General features: G+C 65.6%; 17 protein-coding genes. 5 read left to right on the top strand and 12 right to left on the bottom strand.

The annotated features are described in order from the left end of the window. Positions 1-11: 11 nt before the first annotated feature. Together IPG63_19435 and IPG63_19440 are read right to left on the bottom strand one after the other, a co-directional pair. On the bottom strand, positions 12-863 hold the full coding sequence (locus IPG63_19435; GenBank protein MBK6729330.1) for a hypothetical protein: 852 nt from the start codon (positions 861-863) through the stop codon (positions 12-14). A gap of 306 nt (positions 864-1,169) precedes the next feature. Continuing rightward, the gene (locus IPG63_19440; GenBank protein ID MBK6729331.1) at positions 1,170-2,291 is read right to left on the bottom strand and encodes a PQQ-dependent sugar dehydrogenase; all 1,122 of its coding nucleotides are present in this window, start codon (positions 2,289-2,291) and stop codon (positions 1,170-1,172) included. 95 nt (positions 2,292-2,386) lie between these two features. On the opposite strand from IPG63_19440, the gene IPG63_19445 reads away from it, so the two are divergent. Next, positions 2,387-2,905: a nuclear transport factor 2 family protein gene (locus IPG63_19445; protein ID MBK6729332.1), complete on the top strand. Its 519-nt coding sequence runs from the start codon at positions 2,387-2,389 to the stop codon at positions 2,903-2,905. Here the strand turns inward: IPG63_19445 and IPG63_19450 are convergent. The 8 genes from IPG63_19450 to dnaB all read right to left on the bottom strand — a co-directional run bounded on the left by IPG63_19450 (position 2,872) and on the right by dnaB (position 12,503). Then, the gene (locus IPG63_19450) at positions 2,872-3,828 is read right to left on the bottom strand and encodes a calcium/sodium antiporter (GenBank protein MBK6729333.1); all 957 of its coding nucleotides are present in this window, start codon (positions 3,826-3,828) and stop codon (positions 2,872-2,874) included. The genes IPG63_19445 and IPG63_19450 overlap by 34 nt on opposite strands. Continuing rightward, complete coding sequence (locus IPG63_19455; GenBank protein ID MBK6729334.1) at positions 3,825-4,304, bottom strand: hypothetical protein; 480 nt, start codon at positions 4,302-4,304, stop codon at positions 3,825-3,827. Before IPG63_19455 ends, IPG63_19450 begins: the two co-directional genes overlap by 4 nt. Before the next feature lie 138 nt (positions 4,305-4,442). Next, complete coding sequence (locus tag IPG63_19460) at positions 4,443-4,841, bottom strand: pilus assembly protein PilP (protein MBK6729335.1); 399 nt, start codon at positions 4,839-4,841, stop codon at positions 4,443-4,445. A 118-nt stretch (positions 4,842-4,959) separates the two neighbouring features. Beyond that, a complete protein-coding gene (radA, locus tag IPG63_19465; GenBank protein ID MBK6729336.1) occupies positions 4,960-6,327 on the bottom strand; it encodes a DNA repair protein RadA in 1,368 nt (455 codons plus the stop codon). A gap of 44 nt (positions 6,328-6,371) precedes the next feature. Beyond that, positions 6,372-7,106, bottom strand: a complete 735-nt coding sequence (locus IPG63_19470; protein MBK6729337.1) for a hypothetical protein — start codon at positions 7,104-7,106, stop codon at positions 6,372-6,374. A 2-nt stretch (positions 7,107-7,108) separates the two neighbouring features. Continuing rightward, on the bottom strand, positions 7,109-8,416 hold the full coding sequence (locus IPG63_19475; protein MBK6729338.1) for an AAA family ATPase: 1,308 nt from the start codon (positions 8,414-8,416) through the stop codon (positions 7,109-7,111). Between the two features lie 143 nt (positions 8,417-8,559). Further along, a complete protein-coding gene (gene alr / locus IPG63_19480; GenBank protein MBK6729339.1) occupies positions 8,560-9,642 on the bottom strand; it encodes an alanine racemase in 1,083 nt (360 codons plus the stop codon). Next, the gene (gene dnaB / locus IPG63_19485; GenBank protein ID MBK6729340.1) at positions 9,639-12,503 is read right to left on the bottom strand and encodes a replicative DNA helicase; all 2,865 of its coding nucleotides are present in this window, start codon (positions 12,501-12,503) and stop codon (positions 9,639-9,641) included. Before dnaB ends, alr begins: the two co-directional genes overlap by 4 nt. 182 nt (positions 12,504-12,685) lie before the next feature. On the opposite strand from dnaB, the gene IPG63_19490 reads away from it, so the two are divergent. Next, the gene (locus IPG63_19490; GenBank protein ID MBK6729341.1) at positions 12,686-13,588 is read left to right on the top strand and encodes an adenylate/guanylate cyclase domain-containing protein; all 903 of its coding nucleotides are present in this window, start codon (positions 12,686-12,688) and stop codon (positions 13,586-13,588) included. 69 nt (positions 13,589-13,657) lie between these two features. On the opposite strand, the gene IPG63_19495 is transcribed toward IPG63_19490, so the two are convergent. Both IPG63_19495 and typA read right to left on the bottom strand, forming a co-directional pair. Then, positions 13,658-14,671 (bottom strand): DUF3011 domain-containing protein, encoded by a 1,014-nt coding sequence (locus IPG63_19495; GenBank protein ID MBK6729342.1) that lies wholly within the window; start codon positions 14,669-14,671, stop codon positions 13,658-13,660. 113 nt (positions 14,672-14,784) lie between these two features. Further along, complete coding sequence (gene typA / locus IPG63_19500; protein ID MBK6729343.1) at positions 14,785-16,635, bottom strand: translational GTPase TypA; 1,851 nt, start codon at positions 16,633-16,635, stop codon at positions 14,785-14,787. Between the two features lie 142 nt (positions 16,636-16,777). Here typA and IPG63_19505 point away from each other — a divergent pair, with 142 nt between their 5' ends. From IPG63_19505 to IPG63_19515, 3 genes are all read left to right on the top strand, one after another. Further along, positions 16,778-17,437 (top strand): lysoplasmalogenase, encoded by a 660-nt coding sequence (locus IPG63_19505; GenBank protein MBK6729344.1) that lies wholly within the window; start codon positions 16,778-16,780, stop codon positions 17,435-17,437. Between the two features lie 28 nt (positions 17,438-17,465). Further along, a complete protein-coding gene (locus IPG63_19510; protein MBK6729345.1) occupies positions 17,466-17,984 on the top strand; it encodes a peptidylprolyl isomerase in 519 nt (172 codons plus the stop codon). Between the two features lie 95 nt (positions 17,985-18,079). Next, on the top strand, positions 18,080-18,649 hold the full coding sequence (locus IPG63_19515; protein MBK6729346.1) for a hypothetical protein: 570 nt from the start codon (positions 18,080-18,082) through the stop codon (positions 18,647-18,649). Positions 18,650-18,673 lie beyond the last annotated feature (24 nt).

Raw genomic sequence — 18,673 nt, forward strand, 5'->3', positions numbered from 1 at the left:
TGCTCCGATGCTCAAACGTCGTTGCGCAAGATCACGTCGAGGCCGAAGCACTTGCGACGGCTCTGGTTGTGCGACAGCGGCTCCGACCCGGCCATGCGGCTGGTGTCGTAGAACCAGACGCGGCCGGCCGCGGCCTGGCTGGTGCAGTTGAGAAACCCGTCGGAACAGGAGTTCAGCCAGTTCTGCGTGGTTTCCAGCCCGAGGTTCTCGGTGTAGCCGCCGCAGTACGAATCGCCATCGAAGGGCGAGGAGTCGACATCGGTGCCAACCACCGACCAGAAGCCTTTCGGCAGCGCCGGACGGCCCGAGGTGCCATACAAATTGTTGGCGTTGTAAGTCGCCATCCAGCTGCTCTGCTGCATGCGCACTGCGTCATTCTTGTAGCCCATCAGCCAGCCGAGCGCAGACTCGAAGACGTTGCCGGCCATCACCGCGTCGGCCAGCGGCGTGCCCGCGGACGAGGGCGCCAGCGCGTTGACCCAGCGGATCTTGGAGATGATGTTCGGGTAGCGGCTGTCGTAGGTCGGGTTCGACAGGATCCAGCGCATGACGTTGCCGCCGTTGCTGTGCGTGATCACGACCATGTCGGTGATGCCCTTGCTGCTGATGAAGCTGCTGAGCTGGCCGGCCAGGCAGCCAGCGGCACCCGAAGTCCACATGTACTGGGTGAAGTCGCAGTTGATGACCGTGTAGTTCGCGGTATTCGGCAGTCCCTGGCGCACGGAATTGACCATCTCCGAGGTCCAGTAGTCGGCCAGCGCATTGGTCTGCTTGCCGGTGCCATGGACAAAGGCGACCCCGGTATTGGCTTGCGCGGCGAGCGCGCACAGGCCCAGCAAGATGCAGGCAAGAAGCTTTCGCACGATGTCCTCCCGTTCGAATTGCGTGGACGCGCTGTCACCAGTCGCGGGTCGGCAGTCCCTGTCGCCCGTCGCGGTCGCGTTCGTCGGATTCGAGTGCGGCGAGGTCCTCCCCCTGTCACCGCGGCACGAATGAAAGCAGACAAAATCCCCGTGTCGGGGGTTCGATTCCCTCCCTGGCCACCATTTTCAGAGAAGGGCTGCGAGCGATCGCGGCCCTTTTTTCAGGCCTGTCTTGAGACAGGCAAGAATGACACAACAGCCCCATCCCGTTTTGTGTGGTCGCATCGCAGACGATTGCCGGGTCCATCACCGCGCGCGTGCTGGGGGCGGGCGCAGGCGCAGCAGCAGGCCTTGGGTTTCGGTGAGGAGGTAGAGGGCGCCGTCGGGGCCTTGGCGGACGTCGCGGATGCGGTCTTTGCGGTTGGCGAGCAGGCGTTCTTCGTGGACGACCTTGCCGTGCTTGAGTTCGAGGCGGGCGAGCAGGGTGAATTTCAGGGCGCCGACGAACAGGTGGCCGTTCCAGGCGCCAGCGGCCGGGGTAGTGAGGAAGGCCATGCCGCTCGGTGCGATCGAGGGCGTCCACTGGTGCAGCGGCTGTTCCATGCCGGGCTTGGCCGTGCCTTCGCCGATTTTCGGGCCGTAGTATTCGCGGCCGTAGGTGATCACCGGCCAGCCGTAGTTCGCGCCCTTGCGGATGAGGTTGATCTCGTCGCCGCCGCGCGGGCCGTGTTCGTGTTCGAACAATTCACCGGTGATGGGATGCCGCGTCAGGCCCTGCGGGTTGCGATGGCCGTAGCTCCATACCGACGGATCGGCGCCGGCGCGGCCGACGAAGGGGTTGTCCTTGGGCACGGTGCCGTCGCGGGCGATGCGGATGATCTTGCCGTAGGTCTTGTCGAGTTGCTGGGCGCGATCGCGATGGTCGCCGCGTTCGCCGACGCTGGCGTAGAGGAAGCCATCGCGGCCGATGACGATGCGCGAGCCGAAGTGCTGGCCGCCGTCGTATCCCGGGTGCTGCCGGAACAGTACGCGCAGGTTTGCCAGCGTGCCCCGTTCCAGTCGCGCGCTGGCGATGGCGGTGTGCGCGCCATCCGCTGCCGGAGCGGCATAGGAGAAATACAGCGTGCGATTGCTGGCGAAGTCGGGATCGAGCACCACGTCGAGCAGGCCGCCCTGGCCGATGGCGTAGACCTCGGGTACACCGGCCAGCGGCGCGCCGATGCGTCCGTCCGGCTCGATGATGCGCATCGTGCCGCCGCGTTCGGTGATCAGGAACCGGCCGTCCGGCAGGAACGCCAACGCCCAGGGACTGATCAGGCCGCGCGCGATGGTGCGGATCTCGACCGGGCCGAGTTCGCTGTCGATCATTTCGGCTGGCGCCGCGTGCGCCGACAGCGACGCGAGCGACAGCAGGATCAGAATGCGCATGCGCCGTCTCCTTCCGCGAGGTGTCGAGCATAGCCGCGGCGGATTGCGTCGCGCGCCGCGCCTCGCCATGCTCGCCGCATCAGGCGAGGGCGACGATGAACGGGTTTCCACAGAACGAACGGATCACGCGTTTCTACGCGGCGTTTCGGGATCTCGATGGCGCAGCGATGCAGGCGGCCTACGCGGCCGATGCCGAGTTCGAGGACGAAGTGTTCACGCTGCGCGGTCGTGAGGAAATCGGCGCGATGTGGCGCATGTTGTGCACGGCGGTGGACGACAAGGGCCGCGCTGACTGGAAGCTCGAGTTCAACGGCATCGACTGCGACGACGAAGTCGGCGTCGCACACTGGGAACCGACCTATCGCTTCAGTGCCACCGGTCGCATCGTGCACAACATCATCGACGCCGAGTTCGCGTTCGACCGCGACGGCCTGATCCTCAAGCACCGCGACCGCTTCGATTTCTGGCGCTGGTCACGCCAGGCGCTTGGGGTACCCGGCGTGCTGCTCGGCTGGTCGCCGCTGTTGCGCAACAAGGTGCGCGCGCAGGCGGCCGTCAATCTGGCGCGGTTCCGCGCCGCTCAGCCCGCGAACGCGACCAGCGCGATCAGGTAGCCGGCGTAGGCGGCGAGCAGAAAGGCGCCATTGCCGCGGGTCAGGCGCATGTCCCACAGGGCCAGTGGCCAGAGCAGCACCGAGAGCGCGATCAGCGCCGGCAGATCCAGCACGCGCAGCGTGGGCGCGGTGGCCGGGATCGGCTGCACCAGCGCCGTGGCGCCGAGGATGAACAGCACGTTGTAGAGGTTCGAGCCGATGACGTTGCCGATCGCGATGTCGCTTTGGCCACGACGCGCGGCGGCGATCGAGGAAGCGATCTCGGGTGCCGAGGTGCCGACGGCGACCACGGTCAGACCGATCACCAGATCGGACAGTCCCCACAGTTTGGCCAGTGTCACCGCTGCATCGACCGCGACCTTGGCGCCGAGCATCAACAGGACCAGTCCGCCGACCACCAGCGCGAGGGTGAGCCAGAGTGCGTGCGGCAGCTTCGGCTCGTTTGCCGCGAACTCCTGCTGCACCAGCGCCGGTTCGGCACGCGCCGAGCGGATCAGGAAGGCCATGAAGCCGACGAAACCGGCGAGCAGCACGAAGCCGTCCATGCGACTGACGACGCCGTTCCAGACCATTGCGAACAGCGCCAGGTGCAGCACGATCATCGCCGGCAGTTCCACCTGCAGCAGCCGCAGGCGGATGGCGAGCGGTGCGACCAGCGCCGACAGCCCGAGGATCAGTCCGATGTTGGCGATGTTGGAACCGACCACGTTGCCGAGCGCGATGTCGGTGTTGCCCTTGATCGCCGCACCCAGCGTGACGGACAGTTCCGGTGCCGAGGTGCCGAACCCGACCACCACGAGACCGATGATGAAATGGCTGATGCCGAAGCGCTCGGCCAGACCCGACGCGCCGCGCACGAACCAATCGGCGCCGAGCGCGAGGATGGCCACGCCAATGGCGAACAGGAACAGTTGCAGTGTCATGGGCTCCGCATCCGATGGCGGTCAGTGTTCGGTAACGCTGCATCGCGTTGCGCAATGCGGTCGCCGGCGGCATCGACTACGTTCTGCGGCAGCTTGATCCGCGCGACTGGCGGACTGCCGATTTCGAGGCAGACGGCGCGATGCCAGAGGAAGGCGACCGCATCTCCGCTCCGGATCTCTGCCCACGGTATGAGGAGTTGCTCATGGCCAATCCGGAAGAAGAACAGGACCGAAAGATAGAGGCCCTCGTCAGCGACATGCGCATTCGGGCAGTGCTTGTAGGAGACGATGCCGACCGAACCATTGACCCAACGAAACACCGTGCCGCGCGGCTCTTTTTCGGTTGCGTAATTCTCCGCCAGTTTCCGCCAGCCGCTGACGAATGCCAGCAGCAGCACGATTGCGCACCAAAACATCGGAAACACGACGAGAAACAATCCGATGATCAGCATGTGGAGGAAAGTCTGTTCGGTCATGAGAGCAGCTTGTTCATGTGACGACGCGCGGCGGTTGCGGCAGGGCAGGTCGAACGCATTGGACAACCGCTCGAAACGGGGTGCACTGCCGACCTCGCCGCAGCCCCGGCACGACCGATTCCAGCGTTCGCTTTCAGTTCATTCGGAGTCGTCATCGCGATCTCGGCGGAACAGATAGCGGCGAACTTCCGCGTACTCGCCGGATGCACCTCGCACGACCTGTACGACGGCAATCCTGTTCCGCGTGATCTCCGCAACTTGCCCAGAGTTCTCGCCGACGAACTCGCCTGGGCGAATAATGTGTACGCGGCCGGTATGGTCGACGAGGCGTGCACGATTACCGTCTGATGTCTTCTCGAACTCCACGTAGTCCAGACAGCCGATGCTCATGGTCTCGTGCAAGGGCCCGAAAGAGCCGGGACCATCGATGTCTGCACGCGTAGGCGGTTGATTCTCGACCAGGACCATGCACGCTTCGTCGGACGCGGCCGAAGTCCGGGTCAACAGAAGAGCGAGCAGTACGGCAGCAGCCTTCATGAACGTCTGACCTCGACCCGGGGAGAACTGCGGAACAGATGTGGCGAGTCTGTGAGAGCCGCGGCAGCTGGTCAAGAATGCCCGCGGCCACTTGGTTTCCGTCTGGAGTGGGTCGCGTTCAATCGAGCACCGCGATCGCCTCGGACAGACGCTCGACGGCGATGATGCGGATGCCGGCCGGCGGTTTTTTCGGGGCGTTGGCTTTCGGCACGACGATGCGCTCGAAGCCGTGCGAGGCGGCTTCGCGGATGCGTTCCTCGCCGTTCGGGACCGGGCGAATTTCGCCGGCGAGGCCGACTTCGCCGAAGACGGCGAGGTGCGGTCCGAGCGGGCGGTTGCGGAAGCTCGACAACGCCGCCAGCAACACCGGCAGATCGGCCGCGGTTTCCTGCACGCGGATGCCGCCGACCACGTTCACGAACACGTCCTGGTCGTAGAGCGCGAAGCCGCCGTGCTTGTGCAGCACCGCGAGCAGCATCGCCAAGCGGTTCTGCTCGAGGCCGAGCGCGACGCGGCGCGGATTCGCGAGCGGCGACTGGTCGACCAGCGCCTGCACCTCGACCAGCAACGGCCGCGTGCCTTCGCGCGTGACCATGATGGCGCTGCCCGGGGTCGGTTCGCCGTGGTTCGAGAGGAAGATCGCGGACGGGTTGGGCACCTCGCGCAGGCCCTTGTCGCCCATCGCGAACACGCCCAGTTCGTTGACCGCGCCGAAGCGGTTCTTGAACGCGCGCAGCACGCGGAAGCGGCTGCCGGAATCGCCCTCGAAATACAGCACCGCATCGACCATGTGCTCGAGCACGCGCGGGCCGGCGATGCCGCCTTCCTTGGTCACGTGGCCGATCAGGAACACCGCGCAGCCCACTTCCTTGGCGTAGCGCACCAGGCGTGCCGCCGATTCGCGTACCTGCGACACCGAACCGGGCGCCGACTCGACCTGGTCCGAGTACATGGTCTGGATCGAGTCGATCACCAGGAAGTCGGGCTTCTGCGCGACCGCGGTGTCGAGGATGCGCTCGATGCCGGTATCGGCGAGCGCGTCGATCGCTGCGAGCGGCAGGCCAAGTCGGCGTGCGCGTGCAGCGACCTGGCCCAGGCTCTCCTCGCCGGTCACGTACAGCGTCTTTGAGCGCCCGGCGAGCGAGGCCAATGCCTGCAGCACCAGCGTCGACTTGCCGATGCCGGGATCGCCGCCGATCAGCACCACCGAGCCGCGCACCAGCCCGCCGCCGAGCACGCGGTCGAGTTCACCGATGCCGATCAGGGTGCGTTGCTCTTCCGACTCCGACACCTTCGCCAGCGCAGTGACCAGCGCGCTGCCTGCCCCCGCATAGCCGCCGCGCGCCTCCTGCTTCGACGCCTTGCCCGCGGCCAGTCGAAATTCGGACAGCGTGTTCCAGGCATTGCATTCGCCGCACTGGCCCTGCCACTTCGAGTACTCGGCACCGCAGTCGTTGCAGACGTAGGCGGTCTTGGCTTTGGCCATCAGTTACCTCGCTTCGAGTTGCGCGGGTCGGGCTATCGCGTCCGTCACTGGCGGCCTCGCTCGGTTGCCGTTATGCATGCCGCCCATGTGGACGATGCTCGGCGACGCAACTCCGCAAAGGGCTGAAGTCGGGCACCGATCGGCCCGAAACACCAGCCCATCAGGCCGTGCGTATCCGCCTGCGGCAGTTCGATCACGAGCTTGTCGAAGTCGTCTGCGGCCAGCGCTTGGCGAACGCATGCCACGATCCGCCGATAGGCTCGACGATAACCTTCCGCCATGCCTTCGCGCCGGTCAAGATGCAACACCTGCACCGTGACCTCCCCCTTGGGCGAGGGCGCGCCGCTGGCCGCGTCATATCGAGCAGTGAGATTGCCCGTGTCCGGATCGAAGTCCAGACATTGCCAAGGATCTTCGGCACTGGGGTCCACCAGCAAGGGCTCACCGGCCCTTGAAAGCGGGAACCGATCGCCCTTGAATCGCCCGCACTCGGTGCAGCACAGCAGCATGTTGGGCCAGGCGAACGTGCGATCCGGATAGCGGGACTTGGGCCAGAAGTGTTCGATGTCGCTGCCATGCGAGTCCACGCAATACATGCAGTGTTCACCTGCACCCGCCATTTCCCGAAGTGTGCGAAAGACCGTGGCCATGGCTTTCGTCTGACGCGCAGCGCGCCATGTGTTTTCGGCATTCGCGCCGCGCTCAGTTGCCAGCGATTGACGGCGCTCAAGGTAAGCGCGAGTGCCAGCGGGCAACTCACGGCGTTGCACGTGACGCACGGCTACAGATCCTCGTCGGCCTGAGCGAACAGCTGCAGCTGTGCCACCAGGTTACGCTCGACCTTGCTCAGTTTTGCGCCGGACCGCTCCTTCGACTTGAGCTTCGCGTATTTTGCCCGGGCATGCACCGCGCGGGGTGAGCGCGTGTTCTGCAGCCCGAATGCCGATGTCAGCAGAATGGTATCGGGCCGTGAGGCAATGACCTTGCGGTACTCGTCATCACTCAAGGCATGTGGACGGTCGGTGCTGCCCGGTTCAGGCAGCACGAACAGCCCGTTTGGGTCGGCCGCCTGGCAGATGATGGGACTGTGCGTAGTCACGAGAAACTGGACGTTCGGGAAGTGCTGCTTGAGCCAGAAGCCGATCTCACGTTGCCACTCGGGATGCAGGTGGGCGTCGATTTCGTCGATCAGGACGACGCCACTCCGCTTGAAGAACAGTCTGCCTTCGGCGTCGCGTCCGGTGAGGTCAGATAGGCCGTATACGCTGATCAGGTGGCGCAGGATGTCTGCCATCAGGGCAAGCGCGGCGCGGTAACCGTCGCTCATCTCGCCCCAGGACAACTGGAGCCCGTTCCGATCCTTGAGCCAGAGTCCATCGGAATCGATGCGGTCCACGGTAATCTGGTTCGGCATCAGTTCATCACGTAGCACCTCCAGGATGAGGTCGCGCTGCTCCCTGGCCTCCTTGGCTCCAGATCGGTCTTCCAGCGACTTGTGGCTGATCGTGCGCAGCCATTGGTCCACCTCGGCCAGCGAGGCCGCCTCCTGGAACATCGTGACGAACCGCTCGGTTGCCGGCGCGACCATCTGGCGCATGGCCTCGGGTGAAGCGCCAAATACGCGCCGGAACGGGCCATAACCGCAGGAGAACCATCCCTTGGCTTCCGGCGACCAAACCGTGCGTTGCGGGGTGGAGTAGTTCTTGCGGCTGACACCGCTGGGTGTTTCAGCCTCGATCTGCGGCTCTTTCTGACCGTTCTTCAACACGATTCGGGCATGAAATGCCTTCTCGGGCAGGCGCCCGCCCTCGGTCAGATAGTCGTCCTTCTCGACGCGGACGATTCCGAGTTCTACCGCAGCTTCGTGCTGGCCATGCCGAATCCAGCGATGAAAGCTCGGCTGCAGCGAGCGCGCCGTATCCCGGCCGGTCAGTCCGATGGCGATCGCCTTGAGCAGGGTGCTCTTGCCAGAACCGTTGTCGCCGGTGAAAACGGTCCAGCCAGCGAAACTGCCGTCCGGGCGCGTGAAATCAAAGCTGAGATCCGCGAATCCGCGGATGTCCGTTAGCGTCGCTTTGCTGATGTACACAGATCGAGCCTCCGGAAGAGCAATGTTCAACGATCGCCGTTAGGGCCAAGAGTAGCGCCACCAGACATTGATCCTGCGGCGAAATTGGAATTTTCAGTGTGGCATTTGGCCGGCGCAAGGCGACGAATCGAGCGGGCAAACGGTCAGTGTTCGTCTTCCAGAAACATCACGCGGCGGGTGACGCCGCAGGTGAGTTCATAGCTGATGGTGCCGGCGGCGGTGGCGATGCGTTCGACCGGGAGTTCGGGTCCCCACAGCAGGACGCGGTCGTTGATCTTCGCGTCCGCGTGCTGGCGCAGGTCGATCGTCATCAGGTCCATCGAGACGCGGCCGATGATCGGCGCGCTGCGGCCGTGCAGGAGCACGGGCGTGCCGCCGGGCGCGCTGCGCGGGTAGCCGTCGCCGTAGCCGATCGCGACCACGCCTACGTCCATGTCTTCCGGGCATTCGTAGCTGCCGCCATAGCCGACGCGTTCGCCGCGACCGACGCGATTGATCGCGATCAGCTTGCTCGACAGGCTCATCGCCGGGCGCAGGCCGTCGTCGGCGCCGCAGCGCTCGTGCTCGACGCTGAGTCCGTACAGCGCACCGCCGGCGCGGACCCAGTCCGCGTGCGCGTCCGGGCAGTGCACGATGGCGGCGGAATTGGCGATCGAGCGTGCCGCGTGGGCATGTGCGGTGGCCAGCCGGAAGTGTCCGAGCTGGATCGCGGTGGCCGCTTGCGCGGGTTCGTCGGAACTGGCGAAGTGGCTCATCACCACGATCTCGGCATGCACGTTCGGCAGCGCGCGCAGTTCGGCGAGCAGGGCATCGGTGCGCGTCGGATCGAAGCCGAGCCGGTGCATGCCGGTGTCGAGCTTGAGCCAGACGCGCAACGGACGCGGGTCGCGGTCGGCGCGGAGCAGGGCCAGTTGGTGGTCGTGGTGGACGACGATGTCGAGGTCGAGCCGGCGCACTTCCAGCAGATCGCCGGCCTCATCGATGCCGGCCAGCACGACGATGCGGTGGCGGATGCCGGCGGCGCGCAGGCGCTGGCCGTCGGCGATGGCGGCGACGCCGAAGGCATCGGCACCGGACAATGCGCGCGCCACGCGCTCGAGCCCGTGGCCGTAGCCATCGGCCTTGATCACGGCCATCACCCGACTGTGCGGCGCCAGTGTGCGCACCCGCGCCAGATTGTGCTGCAACGCGCCGAGGTGGATCGTCGCGAAGGCCGATCGACTCACTCGAAGCTCCCGGCGAAACCGGCGGAGGCGTGGTTCTCGAACTTGGTGTAGTGACCGAGGAAGGTGAGCTTGACGCTGCCGGTAGGGCCGTTGCGCTGCTTGCCGATGATGATTTCGGCGAGGCCCTTGTCCGGCGATTCCTTGTTGTAGTAATCGTCGCGGTAGATGAACACGATCACGTCGGCGTCTTGCTCGATCGCGCCGGACTCGCGCAGGTCGGCCATCACCGGGCGCTTGTCGGTGCGCTGTTCAAGCGAGCGGTTGAGCTGCGACAGCGCGATCACCGGCACGTTCAGTTCCTTGGCCAGCGCCTTCAGGCTGCGCGAGATCTCCGAGATTTCGGTGGCGCGGTTTTCACGCGTGCCGGGCACCGCCATCAGCTGCAGGTAGTCGATCACGATCAAGCCGAGGTCGTGTTCGCGCTTGAGGCGCCGCGCGCGGGCGCGCAGCTCGCCCGGCGACAGCGACGGCGTGTCGTCGATGAAAATCTTGGCGTCCTTGAGCAGGGTGATCGCCGAACTCACCCGTGGCCAGTCGGCATCTTCGAGTTCGCCGGTGCGCAGATGCTGCTGGTTGATGCGGCCGAGCGAGGAAATCAGACGAAACGCCAGCTGCGACGCCGACATTTCCATCGAAAACACCGCCACCGCCTTCTTGCCCTTGATCGCCGCGTACTCGGCCATGTTCAGCGCCAGGGCAGTGTTGTGCACGCAGATGTCATTGGCGACGAAGTTGTGGGTGGCGGGTACGGTCAAGTCGTACACCTGCTTGTCGCCGAGCGGCGTGATCCGTTCGATGCGGTCCCAGAACACGTCGGAGTGCGCGAGCGCCATCAGTTCGGGTGCGTCGAGGACCATCGCGATCGCGGCCAGGTGCGGGCGCGTCAGCGCGCGACGACCGACATGGCTGTTGGAATCGTTGTAGCCGGCGCGGCGTGCGAGCTCGGCCCAGCTCATTGCACCCTTGGCCGCTGCAATCTGCTGCCAGATGCTGGCCGGGATCAGGTCGACATTGCTGCGCTGGTTGCGGCCAAGCAGGGCGGTGCGAACCCGCGCGATGGCGGCGGCTTTGCCGTGGATGCCGATGGCGTCCACGAACTGCGCCAGCGACCCGGCATCGGTAATTTCGAGCTGCCAGCTCGAGCGGCGCGCGTCGCGATAGCGCACCCAGCGCTGGCGAAGCTTGGCGACGATCCCGAAACGCAGCAGCAGGTGCTGGATTTGGCGCGCCAGCTTTTCGCTGACGCTGGCATAGCCGACCTGCGGCTGGCCGCTGCTGAGCACGCTCGCCCAGCCGTCGGTCGCGAACAGCCGGTTCAGGAACAGCGCGAGCTGTTCGCGCTGCAGTCGGAACACCGGCGCCGGCACGAATTTGCCGTGCGCCGACGGGCGCTCCAGGCCGAGTTGGCGCAGCCACAGCGTCAGCGCATTCGGCGTGTTGTGGCGGGCGGCCTGCGCCGTGGAAACATCCCAGTCGAGCAGTGCGCCCAGTCGTTCCGCAGTGGCCGCGTTCGGCACCGTGCGCGCCTGCATGCAGTGCGTGACGCTGGCCGCGCTCACGCCGACCGCGTGCGCCAGTTGCCGCTGCGGCAATGCTTGTGCCGCGAGCGCTTGCTGCAATCCCGCGGCGAAAGTGCGACGTTTTTCAATCACGCATTCGCTGTCGGCGCAGATGCGCCAGGTCGGTGTGCGGATGCGTTCGTGCGCGTGCTCCGGCGACGCCCGGACGCCGCCGAACTCGGCGACGCTGGCGACGAAGTCCGCAGCGATGTCCGGGTTGCCATCGGTGAAGCGCGGCGTGCTGCCGGTGAGGCCGCCGTCGCCGATCAGGTAGGCGAGCAGCTTGACCTCGCACTCCCGCCAGATTGCATCGCCAAAGGTATTCAGTACCCGTGGCACGGCGATCCAGTCGCCGGCCTGCAGTTCGGCGAGCGGCTTCCATCCCTCCGGTGTGAGGAAAGGATGCGGCAGCGTCGTCTCGACCCTGCGACCGAGCCGCGTGCCGACTTCGAACACCGGTTTCATGCCGTCGTCGATGTAGTCGCTGGGCAGCGTGCGGTGCAGCCGGAAATCGTCGCCTAGCGTGGCGAGGCCGGTATCGCGACGCGCAACGATTTCGGCCATGGTGACGATGCTGCCGTCGTCGGCAACCAGTTCGGCATCGTGCGACAGGCACTTTCCCATCGACGGTCTCGCCGCGAGGATGATCAGGTCGGAGGGCTGCAGACCGGCGGTCATCTCGTCGAAGTCGCGCAGTCCGGTGGCGATGCCGGTGACCGCGCCGCGGTTCTCGTAGCGGTGCTGCAGTTGCGCGAAGGCTTCCTTGACTGCCGCGCCCATGGTGACGAAGCCCTTGCGCCCGCGCGCGCCGGCCTCGGCGATGCGGAACACCTTTTGCTCGGCGGTTTCCAGCAGTTCGTGGCTGGAGCGGCCCTCGGGCACGAAGGCGTCGCCGGCGATCTCGGTGCCGGCGTCGATCAGCTGTCGCAGCACCGACTTCTCGCGAACGATATCGGCATAGGAGACGATGTTCGCCGCGGACGGCGTGGTGTTGGCGAGCTCCAGGATGTAGCGCGATCCGCCGACCAGTTCGGCGATGCCCTGGGCGTCGAACCATTCGCCGAGGGTGACGGCATCGGCCGGCATGCCCTTGTTCGACAGTTCGCCGATGGCGCGGAAGATCAGCGCGTGGTCGCGACGATAGAAGTCCTGTTCGTTGATACGGTCGGCAACCTTGTCCCAGGCCTCGGCCGAGAGCATCAGTCCACCGAGCACGGCCTGTTCGGCCTCGACCGAATTCGGCGGAACCCGCAGTGCATCGACTTTCTTCGCGGCGGGGAAGGATTCGGGACGGGCGGCCATGGCGGTACTTCCTCGGGCAGGCGTGGATGGTAGTGGCTGCAGTGTGGGTACCGTTGCAGACAAGGTTGTGGATAGATTCTGGACATCTCAGGGGCTGCGACCGTGGCGACGGTGCCGGAATGTCAACGATTCGGTGCGCACCGGTAGTCGCATCGCCGCAGTTCGCCTATCATCGCCGGGTCATGTCCGAGACCCGTGCCCTCACCATCCTGTTCGCCGACGTCAGCGGTTCGACCAAGCTGTTCGAGCTGCGCGGCGACGTCGAGGCGCGCGCCATCATCGCGCGTGTGCTCGAAGCCCTGACCGGCATTGCCGGCATCCATGGCGGCAAGCTGATCAAGACCATCGGCGACGAGATCATGTGCACCTTCCCCGGCGCGCTGAACGGCATCCTCGCCGCCGTCGACCTGCAGAAGCGGGTCTCGCACGACGCCATCTTCGTCAAGGACAACGTCGGCATCCGCATCGGTCTGCACCACGGTGACGCCTTGGTCGAGGACGGCGATGTCTATGGCGACGCGGTGAATACCGCCGCGCGCATGGCCTCGACCGCCAAGCGCGAGCAGATCGTCACCACCGCCAGCAGTCTGCGCGGCATGACCAACGTCGGCAGCATCAAGACGCGCCAGCTCGGCGCGGTGCGCGTCGCCGGCAAGATGGAACCGATCGAGATCGTCGACGTGATCTGGCAGGAAGACCTGTCCAACGTGACCACGGTGCAGCGCGCGATCCGCCTCGACGACATTCCCGGAGCCGGGGGCGCCAAGCTGACGCTGCGCTACAAGGGTCGGATGATGGAGCTGGGCGCGGCCTCGCAGCCGTTCACGCTCGGTCGCGATCCGAACTCCAGCCTGGTGATCGACGCCGAGTGGGTTTCGCGCAACCACGCCTCGATCGAGTTCAAACGCGGCTACTTCATGATCGGTGACCGCAGCACCAATGGCACCTTCGTGCGCCTCGGAGAAGACGAAGAACTGCGCCTGCACCGCGACGAGATCCATCTGCGCAAGTCCGGCACGATCAGTCTGGGTCAGGCCGGAGCGATCAATACCGAGCACATCCTGTACTACCAGTGCACGCCCTGACCAGGTTCGCGCACTGGTTCTCCGATCGCGATTGCGCCGGCCTCGTGCCGGCGCAATGCGTTTCCGGGTTCAGTCGATCACGAAGTCGCCGCGGCAGCCGCGGTCAACCCAGACGCCACGGCGGTCCCAGCCCCAGCTGACGCCTTCCTGGCACGGCGTCTTGCTGACCTGGCGGTCGAGCCGTGCGCCGTAGCGGATGTCGGCCGGGCAGACACGCCGACGACCCTCGATCGATTCGCAGCGCAGTACGTTGTAGCCGCCATAGCCGCCGCCGGGCGGGCGGTAGCCTGGATCGACGCGGAACTCGCCGCGGCAGCCGCCGGAAACGTAGATCCCGCGGGGGTTGAAGTTCCAGTTGCTGCCGAGCGTGCAACGGGTGCGACTCACCTGGCGCTCCAGTTCAACGCGGCCGCGGCCGATGTCGAACGGACAGAATGCCTGGCGCAGATCGATCGATTCACAGCGGATCAGGTACTCGTCTTCCAGACCCCAGTCGGGCTCGCCGTAACCGGGTTGGCCGTAGCCGGGCGGGCCGTAGCCGGATCCGCCGGTCTGGAATTCGCCGCGGCAGCCGCGATCGACCCAGATGAAACCGTTGTCGTAGCCCCAGGTGCGGCCGGCCACGCAGACGCCACGGCTCATTTGCCGGATCAGCTCGACGCCACCGCGAGTATCCGCCGCGCAGCGCGCGTAGCGGCTGTCGATGGATTCGCAAACCACCGAATCGGCGTAGCCGGGCTGGCCGCCACCGTCATGCTCGCCATAGCCGTCCCCAGGGTGCGCCGGTGATTGCGAGCCGATTTCGAACTTGCCGGCGCAGCCGCCGCTGACCCAGATGCCCCCCGCACGCGTGCCCCAGGTGCGACCCTGGGTGCAGCGACCGTAGGAAAGTTCTTCGGTCAAGCGTACGCCGTAGCGGGTTTCCGCCGGACAGAAGCTCTCGCGGCCATTGGGTGATTCGCACACGATCAACCCATAGGACGTGTGCTTCGCCTGCGGTTGCGCCTGGGTGGTCGGGGCTGCGAGCAGCGCCAACAGCCCCGCGCTGAACAGTCCGGCCAGTTGCAGCATTCGGTATCGCATCGTCGCTCTCCGCTTGAGGAGGCCGAAGTGTGCGACGAACGCGGCATTCGGGCAATGCGCCCGGATGCGCTGGCTCAGCGCGCGTTGCGCAACGGCAACGCGCGCCGAATGGCCTACGCAGCCTGGCGGGTGGCGCGCTTGCGATCGTTCTCGGTCAGCGCCTTCTTGCGCAGGCGGATCGCCACCGGCGTCACTTCGACCAGTTCGTCGTCTTCGATGAACTCGAGTGCCTGCTCCAGCGAGAAGCGCACCGGCGGCGTCAGCATCAGGTTGTCGTCCTTGCCCGAGGCACGGAAGTTGGTCAGTTGCTTTGCGCGCAGGGCATTGACGGTGAGGTCATTGTCCTTGGCGTGGATGCCGACGATCTGGCCTTCGTAGATTTCCTGGTTCGGTTCGACGAACAAGCGCCCGCGCTCCTGCATCGCGAACTGCGCGTAGGCGGGCGATGGCCCCTGTCCGTTCGAGATCATGACGCCGTTCGAGCGCTTGCCGATCGCACCCTCGGTCTTCGGTCCGTAGTGATCGAACACGTGGAACAGCAATCCGGTGCCAGCGGTGATGGTGCGGAATTCGGTCTGGAAGCCGATCAGGCCGCGCGCGGGAATCATGTATTCGAGACGGACGCGGCCGCGACCATCGGGTTCCATGTTGCGCAGCTGTGCCTTGCGCTCGCCGAGACGCTGCATCACGCCGCCCTGGAACTGTTCTTCCAGATCGCAGACCAGGTTCTCGAAAGGCTCCATGGCCTGGCCATCGATCTGCTTGACGATCACTTCCGGGCGCGAGACTGCGAGTTCGTAGCCTTCGCGACGCATGTTCTCGATCAGGATCGACAGGTGCAATTCGCCGCGACCGGAGACCTTGAACTTCTCGGCTTCGTCGGTGTCCTCGACGCGCAGCGCGACGTTGTGCATCAGCTCACGGTTCAGGCGATCGCGCAACTGGCGGCTGGTCAGGAACTTGCCACCGGAGTGTTCTTTGCTGCCGGCGAACGGCGAGTTGTTGACCTGGAAGGTCATGCTGATGGTGGGTTCGTCGACGGTCAGCGCCGGCAACGCCTCCGGGGTGTCGAGCGCACACACGGTATCGGAAATGCCGAGGTTCTCGATGCCGTTGATGGCGATGATGTCGCCGGCCTCCGCTTCCGGCACTTCACGGCGCTCGAGCCCCATGAAGCCGAGCACCTGCAGCACGCGCGCATTGCGCTTGACGCCGTTGCGATCCACCACCGAGACCGGCGTGTTGGTCTTGATCTTGCCGCGCTGGACACGGCCGATGCCGATCAATCCCACGTAGTTGTTGTAGTCGAGTTGGCTGATGCGCATCTGGAACGGCCCGTCCGGATTGACCTTGGGCGCTTCCACGTGCTGCACGATGGCCTCGAACAACGGATCCATGTTGCCTTCGCGCACGTCCGGGTTCATGCCGGCGTAGCCGTTCAGGGCCGAGGCGTAGACGGTGGTGAAGTCGAGTTGCTCGTCGGTTGCGCCGAGGCGGTCGAACAGGTCAAACGTCGCGTTCAGCACGTAGTCCGGACGCGCGCCCGGGCGATCCACCTTGTTCACCACCACGATCGGCTTGAAGCCCATCGCGAACGCCTTCTGGGTCACGAAGCGGGTCTGCGGCATCGGGCCATCGAAGGCGTCGACCAGGATCAGCACCGAGTCGACCATCGACAGCACGCGCTCGACCTCGCCGCCGAAGTCGGCATGGCCCGGGGTATCGACGATGTTGATGCGGTACTCGCTGCCATCGCGCTTGTCGGTCCAGCGGATCGCGGTGTTCTTGGCGAGAATGGTGATGCCGCGTTCCTTCTCGATGTCGTTCGAGTCCATCACCCGGTCGGGCACGATCTGGCGATCGCTCAACGTGCCGCTTTGGCGCAGCAGGCAGTCGACGAGGGTGGTCTTGCCATGATCGACGTGGGCGACGATGGCGATGTTGCGCAGCTTTTCGATGGACATCGGAGATCCGTTCCGGACAGGGATTGCCGGTGGTTGGGTAGGGAAAACGGGGGGCGCGGGGCGCCGAGAGGCGGCGGAGTATAGCCGAGCCGGATGACAATCCGACTCGCATCGGTGAAACCCGTTCAGGCATCATCCGCGGATGAACGCCAAGCTCCGCATCTTCCTCGCCGCAGTCACGGCCACGCTGTTCTGCATCGGCTTCGCCATCGACCTGGATTGGCGGTTGATGTTGGTGCTGAAACTGGTGCCGGTCGCGCTGGCGCTGGATTGGCTGCGCGCGCAGGGCGAACCCGGTCGATATCGGTTCTGGATCGCAGTCGGTCTCGGCTGGTCCCTGCTCGGAGATGCCCTGTTGGCATTGCCGGAGGACCGCTTCATCGCCGGGCTGGTCGCGTTCCTGCTCGCGCATGTGGTGTACATCGCCGCCTATCTCGGGCGATCGCGCGCGCCGGCAGCAAGCTGGTTGGGCGCGGCCGCACTCGCGGTCGTCGGCATCCTGCTGGCCTTGCACCGCTTCGGCGAACTCGGGCCGATGCGTTTGCCAGTGACGATCTATGCGCTCGTGATCGGCGTGATGTTGTGGCGTGCCGCAGCACTGGCCGCGCTCGACCGCGCTGGTCGCTGGGCGCTGATCGGCGCGGTCCTGTTTGTGGCCAGCGATGCGGTGCTGGCCTGGAACCGTTTCGTCGATCACGAACCGGCGCTGCGTTATCTCAACATCCTGCTGTACTGGGCCGGGCAGTGGGGCATCGCCGCGTCGGTGGTGCTGCATCGTGCCGGGCTGCGGGCGCGGCTATGATGCGCGCCCCGAACCCAAGGAGCCCGTCATGTCCAACCTGCAAGCCCAGATCAACCTCGGTCGCGGCACCATCCACGTCCAGCTGTTTGCCGACCAGGCGCCGTTCACCGTCGCCAATTTCGTCAACCTCGCGCGTCGCAAGTACTACGACGGACTCAGCTTTCACCGCGTGATCCCGGACTTCATGATTCAGGGCGGCTGCCCCGAGGGCAGCGGTCGCGGTGGCCCCGGCTACAAGTTCGACGACGAAATCGTGCCCGCGCTGCGTCACGAGAAGGGCGTGCTGTCGATGGCCAACGCCGGTTCCTTCGGCGGCAAGGGCACCAATGGCAGCCAGTTCTTCATCACCCACGTCGCCACCCCGTGGCTGGATGGCAAGCACACCGTGTTCGGCAAGGTCGTCGGTGCCGCCGACCAGACCCTGGTCGACGCCGTTCGTCAGGGCGACACGATCGGCTCGATCACCATCGAAGGCGACTACAGCGCGCTATTCGACAAGACCCGTGCCCAGCTCGACGCCTGGAACGCGATTCTCGACCAGCGCTGATTCGGCATCTGCGGGGCTCCAGTGGGGGCGAGTCGAGGCTCGCTATGCTTGTGCTCGCCTGGCGGCGGTTCGTCGCCGCGTCCAAGGAGTTGCCCGTGCGCGTTTCTGCCGTTGTGCTGATGGTTGGGGTGCTGTCCGGTTCGCTGGTTTCCGCCGCAGAGCCGGCAGAGATCCGGCGTGAACCGCTGCCGCTGCAAGTTCAGCAGCCGGTGCAGGACCTGAGTGTGCTGGCACCCGGTTTGCGCGAGTGGGTGGAGAGCGAGGGGCAGCGGCGCGCGCGCAGCGAGGCGGAACCGCACCCCGACGAGCTGCGTGCCGCGGTACGCGAGCGTTTGCAGGGCCAGTCGTTTTCGGATGTCGATGTCGAGGCCCTGGTGCAACTCGTGTTGGTGCAGTGTGCCGCGCAGGCGGAGGCGGATCTGCGTGACCTGACCGCGGCGATGCAGGCGCAAAAGGAGCGCCGCGGCAGTGCCCGCCAGCCGGACAACGCGATCACGCCGACTGCGAGATCCGTCCAGTCGGTTCAGCGCGTGGACCGCGAAAGTCTGCAGCAGCTGAAGCTGCAGCAGGCGATGGATCGACGCGAGAAGGCACTCGAGGTGCTGGCGAACCTGCTCAAGAAGCAGTCCGACACATCCATGTCCGCCATCCAGAACCTCAAGTAGGCGGTGCTGCGGGTTCGCGAGCAA

It is taken from the genome of Lysobacterales bacterium (assembly GCA_016703225.1).
GTDB lineage: Bacteria > Pseudomonadota > Gammaproteobacteria > Xanthomonadales > Ahniellaceae > JADKHK01.

What these genes read in the sequence shown, in the direction of transcription:
- IPG63_19440 (MBK6729331.1), bottom strand. Translation starts at nt 2,291, where the DNA reads ATGCGCATTCTGATCCTGCTGTCGCTCGCGTCGCTGTCGGCGCACGCG.
- IPG63_19445 (MBK6729332.1), top strand. Translation starts at nt 2,387, where the DNA reads ATGAACGGGTTTCCACAGAACGAACGGATCACGCGTTTCTACGCGGCG.
- IPG63_19450 (MBK6729333.1), bottom strand. Translation starts at nt 3,828, where the DNA reads ATGACACTGCAACTGTTCCTGTTCGCCATTGGCGTGGCCATCCTCGCG.
- IPG63_19455 (MBK6729334.1), bottom strand. Translation starts at nt 4,304, where the DNA reads ATGACCGAACAGACTTTCCTCCACATGCTGATCATCGGATTGTTTCTC.
- IPG63_19460 (MBK6729335.1), bottom strand. Translation starts at nt 4,841, where the DNA reads ATGAAGGCTGCTGCCGTACTGCTCGCTCTTCTGTTGACCCGGACTTCG.
- radA (MBK6729336.1), bottom strand. Translation starts at nt 6,327, where the DNA reads ATGGCCAAAGCCAAGACCGCCTACGTCTGCAACGACTGCGGTGCCGAG.
- dnaB (MBK6729340.1), bottom strand. Translation starts at nt 12,503, where the DNA reads ATGGCCGCCCGTCCCGAATCCTTCCCCGCCGCGAAGAAAGTCGATGCA.
- IPG63_19490 (MBK6729341.1), top strand. Translation starts at nt 12,686, where the DNA reads ATGTCCGAGACCCGTGCCCTCACCATCCTGTTCGCCGACGTCAGCGGT.
- IPG63_19495 (MBK6729342.1), bottom strand. Translation starts at nt 14,671, where the DNA reads ATGCGATACCGAATGCTGCAACTGGCCGGACTGTTCAGCGCGGGGCTG.
- typA (MBK6729343.1), bottom strand. Translation starts at nt 16,635, where the DNA reads ATGTCCATCGAAAAGCTGCGCAACATCGCCATCGTCGCCCACGTCGAT.
- IPG63_19505 (MBK6729344.1), top strand. Translation starts at nt 16,778, where the DNA reads ATGAACGCCAAGCTCCGCATCTTCCTCGCCGCAGTCACGGCCACGCTG.
- IPG63_19510 (MBK6729345.1), top strand. Translation starts at nt 17,466, where the DNA reads ATGTCCAACCTGCAAGCCCAGATCAACCTCGGTCGCGGCACCATCCAC.